The 13473-nt window shown below is 66.8% G+C and carries 12 protein-coding genes; 2 read left to right on the top strand and 10 right to left on the bottom strand.

Annotated features, from left to right (window positions below):
- Positions 1-199: 199 nt before the first annotated feature.
- From J2X98_RS17425 to J2X98_RS17410, 4 genes are read right to left on the bottom strand one after another with little or no spacing between them, the layout of a single operon-like run.
- Positions 200-835: a DUF305 domain-containing protein gene (locus tag J2X98_RS17425; RefSeq protein WP_307310677.1), complete on the bottom strand. Its 636-nt coding sequence runs from the start codon at positions 833-835 to the stop codon at positions 200-202.
- Between the two features lie 56 nt (positions 836-891).
- Complete coding sequence (locus tag J2X98_RS17420; RefSeq protein WP_307310675.1) at positions 892-1317, bottom strand: hypothetical protein; 426 nt, start codon at positions 1315-1317, stop codon at positions 892-894.
- A 32-nt stretch (positions 1318-1349) separates the two neighbouring features.
- Positions 1350-3500, bottom strand: a complete 2151-nt coding sequence (locus J2X98_RS17415) for a heavy metal translocating P-type ATPase (protein WP_141940307.1) — start codon at positions 3498-3500, stop codon at positions 1350-1352.
- 31 nt (positions 3501-3531) lie between these two features.
- Entirely contained in the window at positions 3532-3885 is a 354-nt protein-coding gene (locus tag J2X98_RS17410; protein ID WP_307310672.1) for a heavy-metal-associated domain-containing protein, read from the bottom strand.
- A 270-nt stretch (positions 3886-4155) separates the two neighbouring features.
- On the opposite strand from J2X98_RS17410, the gene J2X98_RS17405 reads away from it, so the two are divergent.
- Together J2X98_RS17405 and nhaA are read left to right on the top strand one after the other, a co-directional pair.
- The gene (locus J2X98_RS17405; protein WP_307310670.1) at positions 4156-4836 is read left to right on the top strand and encodes a PAS and ANTAR domain-containing protein; all 681 of its coding nucleotides are present in this window, start codon (positions 4156-4158) and stop codon (positions 4834-4836) included.
- A gap of 85 nt (positions 4837-4921) precedes the next feature.
- Positions 4922-6274 carry a Na+/H+ antiporter NhaA gene (gene nhaA / locus J2X98_RS17400; RefSeq protein WP_307310668.1) on the top strand — a complete coding sequence of 451 codons (1353 nt, stop codon included), beginning with the start codon at positions 4922-4924 and terminating at the stop codon, positions 6272-6274.
- 26 nt (positions 6275-6300) lie between these two features.
- On the opposite strand, the gene J2X98_RS17395 is transcribed toward nhaA, so the two are convergent.
- The 6 genes from J2X98_RS17395 to ctaC form a co-directional block, all read right to left on the bottom strand.
- Complete coding sequence (locus tag J2X98_RS17395) at positions 6301-6564, bottom strand: hypothetical protein (protein ID WP_141940311.1); 264 nt, start codon at positions 6562-6564, stop codon at positions 6301-6303.
- Positions 6565-6684: 120 nt separating this feature from the next.
- On the bottom strand, positions 6685-7842 hold the full coding sequence (locus tag J2X98_RS17390) for an ABC transporter ATP-binding protein (RefSeq protein ID WP_307310666.1): 1158 nt from the start codon (positions 7840-7842) through the stop codon (positions 6685-6687).
- Positions 7839-9428, bottom strand: a complete 1590-nt coding sequence (locus J2X98_RS17385; RefSeq protein ID WP_307310664.1) for an ABC transporter permease — start codon at positions 9426-9428, stop codon at positions 7839-7841. Before J2X98_RS17385 ends, J2X98_RS17390 begins: the two co-directional genes overlap by 4 nt.
- A gap of 4 nt (positions 9429-9432) precedes the next feature.
- The gene (locus J2X98_RS17380) at positions 9433-10485 is read right to left on the bottom strand and encodes an iron ABC transporter substrate-binding protein (protein ID WP_141940312.1); all 1053 of its coding nucleotides are present in this window, start codon (positions 10483-10485) and stop codon (positions 9433-9435) included.
- Positions 10486-10773: 288 nt separating this feature from the next.
- Positions 10774-12528, bottom strand: a complete 1755-nt coding sequence (gene ctaD / locus J2X98_RS17375) for an aa3-type cytochrome oxidase subunit I (RefSeq protein ID WP_373460915.1) — start codon at positions 12526-12528, stop codon at positions 10774-10776.
- 14 nt (positions 12529-12542) lie between these two features.
- On the bottom strand, positions 12543-13400 hold the full coding sequence (ctaC, locus tag J2X98_RS17370) for an aa3-type cytochrome oxidase subunit II (protein WP_141940313.1): 858 nt from the start codon (positions 13398-13400) through the stop codon (positions 12543-12545).
- Between the last annotated feature and the right edge of the window lie 73 nt (positions 13401-13473).

Here is a 13473-nt window from a genome sequence, read left to right as displayed (position 1 = left end):
ACAACGACATCATCGAAGGTGACATCATCGAGACCTTCGAGATGCGCGAGAAGCCGCGCGTCTAAGCTGTCTCAGCCTTACCGGTGCGGGGCCGTGGGGGTTTTTAGGCGGCCCCCCCCCCCCCCCCGGGGGGGGGGGGGGGGGGGGGGGGGGCCCCCCCCCCACGCCGTGAGCCGCCGCCGGACGGCTGGACTGCCGGCTAGAGCGTGGCCAGCAACTGCTTCATCCGGGTGATTTCCGCCTGCTGGGCGTCCACGATGTCATGGCCCAGCTTCACTGCATCCGGGGACTTGCCGGCGCTGATCTCCTGCTGTGCCATCTCGATGGCGCCCTCGTGGTGGCCGATCATCTGCTCGAGGAACAGCTTTGCGGCATCGGCCCCGGTGGCGGACTTGAGCTTTTCGATGCCGGCGTCGTCCACCATGCCGGTCATGCCGTGGCCGGAGTGGTCGCCCATCGCGGTGGGGATGCCCCAGCCTGCCAGCCAGCCGGTCATCTGCTGGATCTCAGGTGCCTGGGCGGCCTTGATCTTGGTGGCAAGCGCGGCCACCTCTGCCGGCATGCCGGATTTGGCCAGGATGATGTCGCTCATCTCCACTGCCTGCGAGTGGTGGGGGATCATCATCTGGGCAAACATGATGTCCGCCTGGTTATGGTCAGCGTTGGCACCGGTCGACATGCTGCCGGCGCTGGGCATGGCACTGGACATGGCGCCGGCGCTGCCGTGGTCCATCGGCATGCTGTTGCCGGAACCGGCGTTGGCGGCGCATCCTGCCAGGCCGAGCGAGGCAGCCAGGGCAGCAGCAATGGACAGGGTCTTAAAAGTGGTGTTCATGATTATCCTTCAGGGGAGGTACGGGAACTGGGCCGTGATGGGTGACGCGGTCCGGTTTACGTCCGGCTGATGGACAGTTCGCAGGGGGTGGGGCTGGGCGGCAGGTAGCCGTAGGCGGAACCGGCGTTCCCGGTTGACGGCAGCAGCGGCAGGGCCGCCTGCGTTGCCTGCGGCGGGGCAACGGTGATCGGGCCGCTGGGTGCCGTTGGGATGCACGGCGCCCCCGATTCCTGCGCGCCGGGGCAGGAATCACCGCAGACAGCGGGGGCAAGCCCCTGCATGGCCGTGGCGGAGGCGCCCGGCGTGTGCCCGGCATGGGCGGCGCCGGCAGAATGCGCGACGACGGTGTGCCCGGCAGGTGCCCCGTGCGAGGCGTGGCCGGAGGTCATGACGTGCATGCCCAGCAGTCCGGCGATGACGGTCAAGGCGGCGGCGAACAGCCAGGCCCTGTGAAGGAGGGCCGCCACGGCGCGGGTGGTCATGGCGGTGCCTCCTTCCGCTCGGTCCGCAGTACTCAACGTACCTCGGACGGGTTCAGTTTCAGGCGCCGGAGCAGCTGGGCGTTCAGCGCCACCACCACGGTGGATGCGGACATCAGTACGGCCCCTGCGGCGGGGGAGAGGACCACGCCGGCAAACGCCAGGACGCCGGCGGCCAGCGGCACGGACACGATGTTGTAGCCGGTGGCCCACACCAGGTTCTGCCACATCTTCCGGTAGCTGGCCCGGGACAGGTCCACCATGGACAGCACGGCCCGTGGATCGTTTCCTGCCAGCACCACGCCGGCGGATTCCACCGCCACGTCGGTTCCGGCGCCGATGGCGATGCCCACTTCGGCGCGGGCCAGGGCAGGGGAGTCGTTGACGCCGTCGCCCACCATGGCCACCTTCAGTCCGCGGCCCTGCAGCTCGGCCACCTTCTTGTCCTTGTCGGCGGGCAGGACCTCGGCGAATACCTCGTCGATGTCCAGGTCCGCGGCCACGGCCCGGGCAACCTGGCGCGCATCGCCGGTGACCATGGCCACCTTGACTCCCCGCCGCTGCAGGGCTGACACGGCCTGCCGCGACTCCGGCCGCACCGCATCCTCCATGCTCACGGCACCCAGGACGGACCCGCCGTCGACCACGTGCAGCACGGCCGCTCCACGGTCCATCCATGCACGCGTCCGGATGGCCAGGGAATCGGGTTCGACGACGCCGAGCTCGCGCAGGAGGGCAGGCCCGCCAACGTGCACGGCCCGGCCGTCCACGGTGGCCCGGACTCCGCGGCCCGTCAGCGAGGTGAATTCGGTGGCCGCCGGCAGCGTCAGGTTGCGTGCCTTGGCCGCCCGCACGATGGCCCGCGCCACTGGGTGCTCGCTGTCGGACTCCACGGCGGCGGCCAGGGCAAGGACCGCGTCAGCATCGGCTCCTTCGGCCACGGCGACGTCCTTCAGCTCGGGCTCTCCGGTGGTCAGGGTGCCGGTCTTGTCGAACAGGACTACGTCGATGGTGCGCATCCGCTCCAGCGCCATCCGGTTCTTGATCAGGACACCGGCCCGTGCTGCCTGTTCCGTGGAGATGGCTATCACCAGCGGGATGGCCAGGCCAAGGGCGTGGGGGCAGGCGATCACCAGGACGGTGACGGTCCGGGTGACGGCGTCGGGGACGCTTCCCAGCAGGGTCCAGGCGATGAAGGTCAGGACGCCGGCCCCGGCGGCAAAGTAGAAGAGGAACGCCGCGGCGCGGTCCGCCAGTGCCTGGGCGCGGGACGATGACGCCTGCGCTTCCTCCACCAGCCGCTGGATCCCGGCCAGGGCGGTCTGGTCCCCCACGGCCGTGACCCTGACGCGGACACTGCTGTCTGTGGCTACGGTTCCGGCCACCACGGGGTCTCCGGCGCCGCGGGCCACGGTCTTGGATTCGCCGGTGATCATGGACTCGTCGAACTCGGCCTGGCCCTCCACTACGTTGCCGTCAGCCGGCATGCGGGCGCCGGGACGGACCAGGACCAGGTCCCCGGGGTTGAGTTCGGACACCGGGACGGTCTCGGTGCCGCTGTCCGTGATGCGTTCGGCCTCGTCCGGGAGCAGTGCGGCGAGGGCGTCAAGGGCGCCCTGCGCGGAGCCGAGGGCCCGCATTTCGATCCAGTGCCCCAGGAGCATGATGGCCACCAGCAGTGCCAGCTCCCACCAGAAGTCCAGGTCGAAGCCGCCGATCCCCAGGCTGGTGACCCAGGACGCGGCGAACGCCACGGTGATGGCCATGGCGATCAGCAGCATCATGCCCGGGGCGCGGTCCTTGAGCTCCTGCAGGCCGCCCTTGAGGAATGGCTGGCCGCCGTAGAAGAAGATGACGGTGCCCAGGACCGGAGGGATCCAGGCGGAGCCGGGGAACTCCGGCGGCATGTAGCCCAGGAGGTGGGCCATCATGGGGCTGAAGTAGACCACCGGAACGGCAAGGGCCAGCGTCAGCCAGAACTTGTTCTTGAACATGGCCGTGCTGTGCCCGGCGTGCTGGCCGTGGGTGTGGACGGTGTGGTCGTCGTCGGCGTGGTGGCCGGGCTGGGCATTTCCGGTGTGCTGGGTGTGCGCGGCACCGTGGGCCGGCGGTTCGGTAAGCGTGCCGCTGGGCGGCTGGTGGTGGTGGGAGCCGTCGGGATGGTGAGAGTCGTGATGGTCCTGCATTGTTCCTCCTTGGAGGCAATCGCTGGCTGTGTCAGGCAAGGGTGTAGCCGGCGGATGTGACGGCCGCGCGGACGGCGGCGTCAGACGCCGGGCCAGTGACGGCAAGCCGGGACAGGCCGCCGGGCACCAGGTCAACGGAGGCCGACGTCACGCCGGCAAGCGCGGACACAGCCATCTCAACGGACCGGACGCAGTGACCGCACGTCATGCCCTCCACGGCGAAGTTCCGCAGGGTGGAGGCGGCGTCGGAAGGTACGACGGCGGCAGTTGCGTCCTGCGGCGCGGTTGCAGGCAGGCTTCGGGACGGCTCCACGGCCCTGGATGGGGCGCAGCAGCTGCAGCCGGAGGCAGCGAGGGGGAGTGGGACGCGGTTCCCGATGTTCATGTCAGTTCCAATCCGTTGAAGGAATCAAGGGGTGCTGGGGTTGAACGGCTGTGAAAGGCTGGCGCGCGCACCGGCCGGGACATACCACTTCACTGACAACACCCCAAATATACCCCCAGGGGGTATCAGCGTCAAGCACTCTACTGCATCCATCCGCCAACTTCCATGGGACCTCCCGCACTACCTTCTGCTGTCCCGGGCGACCATACTGGAAGTAGCGAGGACAGAGCCCGCCCGCTGGGGGCTGGCCTTTGCGCGGGAGGTGGACCTGTGACGGAGCTCAGTGATTTGTATGTCTATTCGAGCGCCCTCGGGGACAGCGAAAGTGATGCCGGCATCTTCAGGGTGGACCTGGGGCCTGACGGCCCCACATTCCATTGGTCCGAGGGCATGTACCGCCTGCACGGTTACCAGCGTGGGGAAGTGGTCCCCACCCTGGAGTTGATCTTCGCCCACAAGCATCCCGATGACCGGGAGCGGTGCGAGGAAATCGTGGCGCAGGTTTCCAGTACCGGGGGGTTCTTCTGCATGTACCACCGGATCGTTGATGCGCGGGGCAGGACCCGGCGGGTGCTGACCTCGGGAGAGTCGGTTCTTGGCGCCGACGGCTCCGTGGCGGCGCTCGAAGGCGTGACCGTGGACCTCAGCCGGACGCTGCAGCGCGAAACCGAGGAGACGGCCCGGGACGCGGTGGCAGGCGCCACGGCCACCAGGACCGTCATCGACCAGGCCCGCGGCATCCTCATGGGCCAGCTGAAGCTCGGTTCTGACGACGCCTTCCAGATGCTGGTGAGCACCAGCAGCCACCGCAACGTAAAGCTGGTGGTGGTGGCGGCGGAGCTGGTGCAGCTGGCTAACTCGCCGGAGGCACGGAACTACCTGGACCGGGCTGTGCGGGCCATCCAGGTGCACGGCCGGACGGAGCACGCCGGAGACCGCCGCGCCGGTTAGGCCCTGTGGCCCGTAAGATGGATGGAGGTGCGCCGGGAAGTCTGGTCGGCATGGATTTGTCGAACCCGGATTAAAGGACGCCTGCATGGACTCCGCAACGCCCCCTCCCAGCCGGAACAGGTTTGTTGGTTCCACCGTTTTTTCGCGTGGCAGCTACGCCGAAGCACTGCGCATCGGCGAGATCCTGCGCAAGGAGACCGTGGGCGGCGCCCTCCTGGTCCTTGCCGCTGTCATCGCCCTCATTTGGGCCAACTCCCCGGCGTCGGACAGCTACTTTGCCCTCCGCGACTTCACCGTGGGCTACGAGCCATGGCACCTTGAACTGAGCCTCGGGGCGTGGGCGGCAGACGGACTGCTGGCCATCTTCTTCTTCCTGGTGGGCCTGGAGCTCAAACGCGAATTCGTTGCCGGTGACCTGCGCCAAATCAGCAAGTCGATCGTCCCCGTGGCCGCCGCCGTGGGTGGCGTGGCGGTCCCGGCGGTGATCTACGCCCTCGTGAACCTCGCCAGCCCCGGGACACTGCGCGGCTGGGCCATCCCCACCGCCACGGATATTGCGTTCGCCGTTGCCGTCCTGGCGATCATCGGCTCCCACCTGCCCAGCGCGCTGCGGATCTTCCTGCTGACACTGGCCGTGGTGGATGACCTGATCGCCATCACCATCATCGCGTTCTTCTACTCCAGCGACATCCAGGCCACGCCCCTGCTCCTGGCGCTCATCCCGCTGGCCATCTACGCGTTCCTGGCGCAAAAGTACCGCCGGTTCTTTGGCCGCCACGCAGCCGCCGCCTGGCTGATCCTGCTTCCGCTGGGCGCGGTGACCTGGGCTCTGGTGCACGCCTCCGGCATCCACGCCACCGTTGCCGGGGTCCTGCTGGGCTTCGCCATCCCTGTGATCCGTTCGCAGGCCTCGGGCGGACCGGAAGCCGGCCCCGGGCTTGCAGAGATTTTCGAGCACCGGTTCCGGCCCATTTCCGCCGGTGTTGCCGTGCCCATTTTTGCCTTCTTTTCCGCGGGCGTGGCTGTGGGCGGCTGGGATGGCCTGGGCTCGGCCCTGGCCGATCCGGTGGCACTGGGCATCATCCTGGGCCTGGTCCTGGGCAAGCCGGTGGGAATCCTGGCCACCACCTGGGTCCTGACCAAAGCCACCAGGGCCACCCTGGACAGCTCCTTCAAGTGGATCGACGTGTTCGGCGTTGCCCTGCTGGCAGGCATCGGCTTCACCGTCTCCCTGCTGGTGGCGGAGCTCAGCTTCGGAAACGGCAGCCTGCATGACGACCATGCCAAGGTGGGTATCCTGGCCGCGTCACTGATCGCCGCGCTGCTCGCGACGGCCGTGCTGCGCACCCGCAACCGCCAGTACCGGGCCGCCGAAGAGCTGGAGCGGGTGGATTCGGACCAGGACGGCGTCCCGGACGTCTATCAGGAACGCGCCTGACGCCTCGCCGGGCTCCAGGTGGACATCTAGGCCGGCGCGAGTGGCTTCGCCGGGGGCTGTGGCTTGGCTGAGACTTCCACCGTGACCGGGGCCGGGTCCACGTGGCGGATTTCCAGGGCCTCCGGATCCAGCAGCTTGCGCGTGCCGGTGCGGGCGTCCAGGATCCAGAAGAGTTCCAGGGCCGGGACGACGTCGGTCACCCGGCCTTTGTGGAAGAGCCTGCCGCGGTGCCACGCCTCGATCTGGTCCCCGATGCGGAGCTGGGCCGTACGTACTCCTTGTGCCTCCATGCGGGCTGCCTCCTGCTGTTGTATCCCCGTAAGCACAGCTTGCCGGGGCCAGGTTGCCGGAGTGTTTCCGCGCGGTGATTTTTCTGTGTCGGCGGTGCCGGGCCAGGGACGTCGGGGCGGTCAGTCCTCCACGGGGAACGCAACGGCTTCGCCCACGACCCGCAGGCACAGCTCCATGCCGGGCCGGGCGATCGAGGCGTTCCAGTGCCGGATGGTGATGACTTCTCCGCCACCCGGGTAGCGGTGGTCGGCGTGCTCCGCCACTTCCTGGGGCACGTTGAGCTTCAGCCGCACCGTGGTTTCGGGACCGAAGTAGTCGGTGTCCACCACCACACCGCGGATGGGGCCGTCCTCGGCAATGCGGATTTGTTCCGGCCGCAGCATCAGCTGCACCCGCCCCTGGGCCGGCGGGCGGCGGACGGGGATGCCGCCCAGTGAGCAGGTGGCCAGCGAGCCTTCCAGCCATGCGTCCAGGATGACGGCGTCGCCCAGGAACTCGGCGGTGGCCCGGTCTGCCGGGCGGGTGTAGACCACAAAGGGGTTGCCGATCTGTGCCAGTTTGCCGCCGCGCATCACGGCAACCTGGTCGGCGAAGGAGAGGGCTTCAGCCTGGTCGTGCGTGACCAGGATGGTGGTGACTCCTGCTTCCGCAAGGACCTTGGCCACGGCGCGGCGGGTGGCAACGCGCAGGCCCGCGTCCAGGGCGGAGAACGGCTCGTCCAGGAGCATCAGTTCCGGTTCCCGGGCCAGGGCGCGGGCCAGGGCCACTCGCTGCTGCTGGCCGCCCGAGAGCTGGTGCGGCCGGCGCTTGGCCATGGACGCATCAAGCGACACCATCTCCAGGAGTTCGGCCACGCGCGCGGCAGCGGCGCGGCGGCCGCCGTCGAGCTTGGCCGGATCCAGGCCGAAGGCAACGTTCTGGCCCACCGTGAGGTGAGGGAACAGGGCACCGTCCTGGGCCACGTACCCGATCTGCCGCTTGTGCGCCGGAAGCCAGGCGCCTTCACCGGCCACGACTGTTCCGTTGAGGGAGATGCTCCCCGTGTCCGGGTGTTCAAACCCGGCGATCAGGCGCAGCAGCGTGGTCTTGCCTGAACCGGACGGGCCGACGATGGCGGTGGTCCCGCCCTTGGCCACGGACAGGTTGACGCCCTTCAGGACCGCCTGGGATCCGAAGTTCTTGGTGACGTCCGTAATCTGCAGGTGGCTGTTGGTGGTTGCTGCCACGGAGGGCGCCACCCGCGGCTCGGGCAGCCTGCGGGTTGATGGTGCTGTCACTGTCCGGCTACTTTCTTGGACTGTTGGAAGAGGAGATAGGTCATGGGGGCGGAAAGCAGGATCATCAGCAGGGCATAGGGCGCGGCGCCGGCGTAGTCGATTTCGCTGCTCTTGCTCCAGAACTCGGTGGCCAGGGTCTTGGTGCCGTTGGGGGACAGCAGCAAGGTGGCCGTCAGTTCGTTGGCGATGGCCAGGAACACCAGGGCCGCGCCGCCGGCAGCGGCCGGAGCGGTCAGCCGCAGGGTGACGCGGATGAAGGCCAGCAGCGGCGGCTTGCCCAGGGCCTGGGCTGCCTCATCCAGTTCCTTGGGGGCCTGTGCCAGCCCCGCACGGAGGTTCACCAGGGCCCTCGGGAGGAAGAGGAGCACGTAGGCTGCCACCAGCACGCCGGCCGTCTGGTAGATCCCCGGCACAACCCGGATGCTGACGGTGACGAAAGCCAGCGCCACCACGATGCCGGGCATGGAGCTGGTGACGTAGTTGGACAGTTCCAGGGACTTGCTGAACCAGCCGGGCTTCCGGACCGCGAGGTACGCCATAGGGAAGGCCACCACTACGGTGGCCAGGGCCCCGGCGAGTCCGTAGCCGAAGGTGGCAAGGAGGGCCGGAAGGAATTCGGCAGCAGTCCAGACCTCGGCCCCACCGGCAAGGATCCACTTCAGTACGTAGTACAGGGGGAGGCCGAACGCGAGGGCCGTCAGCGCCAGCAGGAAGATCTGGGCCGGCGCCTGGTAGGCGTGCAGCGGAAGCCGCAACGCCCTGCCCTGGACACCCGAGCCGATCCTCGCGTACCGGGCTGTGCCGCGGCTGCGGACCTCGGCCACCAGCAGGAGCAGGCAGAAGAACACCAGCACGCTGGCCAGCATGTTCCCGGCGGCCCCGTTAAACGTGGACCGGTACTGGGTCATGATGGCCGTGGTGAACGTATCGAACCGGATCATGGCGAACGCACCGTATTCGGCGAGCAGGTGCAGCCCCACCAGCAGGCCGCCGCCCGTCAGGGCGATGCGCATCTGGGGGAGCACCACCCGGAAGAAGGCCCGCCACGCGCCCAGTCCGAGCGCGGCGGCTGACTGCTCGATGGCGGGGTCCAGCCGGCTGAGGGTGGCTGCCGCCGGAATGTACACCAGCGGGAAGTAGGACAGGGTGGAGATCAGGATTCCCGAGCCCAGCCCGCCCAGCGACGGGATGGCCGAAACCCAGGCGTAGCTGTTCACGAACGCCGGGATTGCCAGCGGCGCGGCCAGCAGGACCGCCCAGATCCGGCGCCCGCGGAGGCTGGTCCGTTCCACCAGCCATGCCCCCGCCACGCCAAGCAGCAGGCACAGCGGGATAGTGGCGGCCATCAGGAGCAGGGTGTTGGCCAGCAGTTCCCCCACACGCGGCCGCAGGATGAGCCCGACGGCGGTGTCCCACCCGGTCGCCACCGTCATGTAGACCACGTACCCCAGGGGGACGAGGGAGAAGAGGGCGATCAGCACCGCAAGGACGGACACCGCGGAAACGCCGAAAGGCGGGCGGGGGCTGGTGCCCCGGCCCGCCGTCGTCGTGCTCCGCCTGGAGGGAGCCGATAGATCGGTGGTCACGGAATTAGAGGAGTCCGGCCTGGGTCATCAGATCGCTGACCTTCTGGGAGTTGAGCTTGGCTGCGTCAACCTTGGGGGCCTGCAGGTCCTTGATGGGAACCAGCTTGTCGTTGGCGGGCACATCGGATCCGATGGCGTACTCGAAGGACGTTCCGTTCTTCAACACTTCCTGCCCCTTCTTGCCGGTGATGAACTTCAGGAATGCCTGCGCAGCGGCAGCATTTTTGGAGGACTTGAGCACGCCGCCGCCGGAGACGGACAGGAACGCGCCCGGGTCTTCGTTCTTGAAGTAGTACGGCGTGACGTTGTTGGAGTTCTCGCCGGTCTTGGCCTGGTCGCCATAGTAGTAGTAGTGGTAAATCAGCGCAGCATCAACTTCACCGGCGTTGACCGCTTTCATGGCCGTGCTGTTTCCCTTGTACGCCTTGGAGTTGTCCTTCATGGCCTTCAGCCAGTCCTCGGTGGCGCTTTCGCCCTTGAGTTCAAGCAGGGCCGAGACGATGGCCTGGAAGTCGGCGCCCGTGGGGGAGGCGGCCCAGCGGCCCTTCCACTCGGGCTTGGCCAGGTCCAGCATGGACTTGGGCAGCTGGTCCTCCGTGAGCTTGGTCTTGTTGTACACCAGGACGGTGGAGCGGGCGGCGATGCCCGTCCACTTGCCGGTGGACGGCGAGAACTGGGCAGGGACCTGGGCCAGGGTGTCCTTGTTGACGTCGGCGAACAGGCCGGCGTTCTCCACCTGAGTCATGGCGGGGGAGTTCTCGGTCAGGAAGACATCGGCGGGGGACGCCTGGCCTTCCTGGATGATCTGGTTGGACATCTCGGTGTCATCGCCCTGGCGGAGGGTCACCTTGATGCCGGTTTCCGCGGTGAAGGCGTCCACCCATTCCTTGGTGAGGCTCTCGTGCTGGGCGTTGTACACCGTGATCTCGCCGGAGGGGGCGCCGTTGGAAGCGGCGCTGTTGCCGCCGGCCGGGGTGCCGCCGCCGCAGGCGGTCAGGCCAAGAGCTGCGGTGGCGGCGAGTGCGATACCTGCCAGCGCGCTGTTGCGGATCTTCATTGAGGCTGCTTTCGGTGGGGAAAAAAGTCTGCTTGAACCTAGGTCCTATTAGGCAACATGAATGTTGCCTATGTCAGAAAACTGTAGGGTAGGCAAACCTAAGCACCAAGCTGGAAAGCGCTTTAAGTGACGAGGTTCACATCAATTACGAAAGCATGGCGTGACGTAATTCGATGCAGGGTGGGGAAGTGTGATGTGCTGCGCAAAAGCCCCGGCGCTGCCCTGATTTGGGCAGCGCCGGTGCTTTTGCGCGTCGAAAAGTGATTGCCGTGTCGCGAAGCAGCTCCGCTACTTGTTGGGGTTGGGGTCGTGGAGGTCCTGTTCGCCGATGTCGGCCGCGCCCAGGAGGCTCTCCGCGGGAGCGTCCCCGGACGGATGCATGCGCACGCTCAACTCGGGGTGGTGCAGATCCAGGGCAGGGCGCTCGGATCGGATCCGGGGGAGCGAGGTGAAGTTGTGGCGTGGCGGCGGGCAGGATGTGGCCCACTCAAGTGAGGCGCCGAAGCCCCAGGGGTCGTCCACCGTGACTTTCTTCCCGGCCCGCCACGTGATGTAGACGTTCCAGAAGAACGGGATGAGGGAGGCCCCCAGCAGGTAGGAGCCGATGGTGGAGAACTGGTTCATCCAGGTGAAGTTGTCCTCCGGCATGTAGTCGGCGTACCGGCGGGGCATGCCCAGGACGCCGAGCCAGTGCTGGATGAGGAAGGTGGCGTGGAAGCCCAGGAAGAGCATCCAGAAGTGGATCTTGCCCAGGCGCTCGTTGAGCATGGTGCCCGTGAACTTGGGCCACCAGAAGTAGAAGCCGGCGAACATGGCGAACACCACGGTGCCGAACACCACGTAGTGGAAGTGCGCCACTACGAAGTAGGAGTCCGAGACGTGGAAGTCCATGGGCGGCGAGGCCAGGATGATGCCGGTGAGGCCGCCGAAGAGGAACGTGGCCAGGAAGCCCATGCTCCACAACATGGGGGTCTCGAACGTCAGCGACCCGCCCCACATGGTGCCGATCCAGTTGAAGAACTTCACGCCCGTGGGCACCGCGATCAGCATGGTCATGAAGGCGAAGAACGGCAGGAAGATGGCGCCGGTGACGTACATGTGGTGCGCCCACACGGTCACTGACAGAGCGGCGATCGCGATGGTGGCGTAGACAATGCCCTTATAGCCGAACAGGGGCTTGCGGCTGAAGACCGGGAAGATCTCCGAGACGATGCCGAAGAACGGCAGCGCGATGATGTACACCTCGGGGTGCCCGAAGAACCAGAACAGGTGCTGCCAGAGAATGGCTCCGCCGTTGGCCGGATCGAAGATGTGCGCACCGAACTTGCGGTCCGCACCCAGGGCGAAAAGGGCGGCGGCCAGCGGCGGGAAGGCCATCAGCACCAGGATGGCGGTGACCAGGGTGTTCCAGGTGAAGATGGGCATCCGCCACATGGTGAGCCCCGGGGCGCGCATGCAGATGATGGTGGTGATGAAGTTGACCGAGCCCAGGATGGTGCCGAAGCCGGACAGTGCCAGCCCGAAGACCCACAGGTCTCCGCCGATGCCGGGGGTGAACGTGGTGTTGGACAGCGGTGCGTAGGCAAACCAGCCAAAGGAAGCAGCACCTTGGGGGGTGATGAACCCGGACACGGCGATGGTGGAGCCGAACAGGAAGAACCAGAACGCCAGCGCATTCAGGCGGGGGAACGCCACGTCGGGGGCGCCGATCTGCAGCGGCATGATCACGTTGGCAAACCCGGCGAACAGCGGGGTGGCGAACATCAGCAGCATGATGGTGCCGTGCATGGTGAACAGCTGGTTGTATTGCTCCTTGGTCTGCAGGATCTGCATGCCGGGCTCGAACAGCTCGGCGCGGATCAGCAGCGCCATCACGCCGCCCGCGCAGAAGAACACGAATGACGCGATCAGGTACATGTAGCCGATGGTCTTGTGGTCAGTGGAGGTGATCCAGTTGACCACAATGGTGCCTTTGGGGCGCCGGACCACTGCCGGCGCAGCCGTGGCCGCGGTTCCGCCCATTCTCTGGCCTGTGGTGGTCATTGCGGTGCCGTCCTTTACTCTGCTGGTTCCGGAAGCTGCGGTGCCGGGGCTGACTGCGGCTGCCTCACGAAGTCGCTGCCGAGGCTTCCGGTATTGCCCTTTGCCCTCAAATCGGCGATGTGGCTGTCATACTCCTGCTGGCTGACCACTTTGACTTTGAAGAGCATCTCGGAGTGGTATTCCCCGCACAGCTCGGCGCACTTGCCCATGTATTCGCCCGTGCGGTTGGGCGTGATGTCGATGTAGGGGTTGTACTGTTCGTGGCCCGGGTAGAGGTCGCGCTTCTGCAGGAAATCCACCACCCAGAAGGAATGCTGCACGTCACGGGACTGCAGGTGCAGTTCCACTTTCTTTCCCACCGGCAGATAAAGGGTGGGAAGCCGGTCCGGGGCACCGTAGTCGCCGGTCAGGTGGGCCTGCTGGCCCGCGTCCTCGTGGACCTGTTCCTTGACGTAGTTGAAATCCCATGACCACTGTTTGCCGAAAACATCGATCACCACGTCAGGGTTGGGATAGCGTTCGTCGATGGCGCGCTGATCCCGGTCTGTGAAAACGAACAGGACGCCGATGACGATCAGCGGAACTGCCAGGTAGAACACTTCCAGCGGAAGGTTGTAGCTCAACTGTGCGGGGAAGCCCACCGTGTTCTTCCTGCGCCGGTAGGCCACGATGACCCAAATCATGAGACCCCAGGTGATGATGCCCACCGTGAGTGCGGCGATCCAGGAGTTGACCCACAGGTCCATGATGAGCGGCGTTTTGTCTGTGGTCCCGCGGTCTCCGGGCAGGAAGCCGCGGGAGACCAGGTCCGAACAGGAGGTCAGTGCCGGCAGGGAAAGAAGGCCCGCGGCCAGTGCCGCGAACCGACGCATGCTGTGGTTTTTGGATGGTCTTCTACCCACAATGGTCCCTCCGGCATGCTCCAGAAGCCCAACTGCATGAGCC

This window comes from Pseudarthrobacter enclensis (assembly GCF_030811655.1).
Classification (GTDB): Bacteria; Actinomycetota; Actinomycetes; order Actinomycetales; family Micrococcaceae; genus Arthrobacter; species Arthrobacter enclensis_A.
Note: the sequence above shows the minus strand (reverse complement) of the source record. Positions and strands in the feature narration are given on the sequence as shown.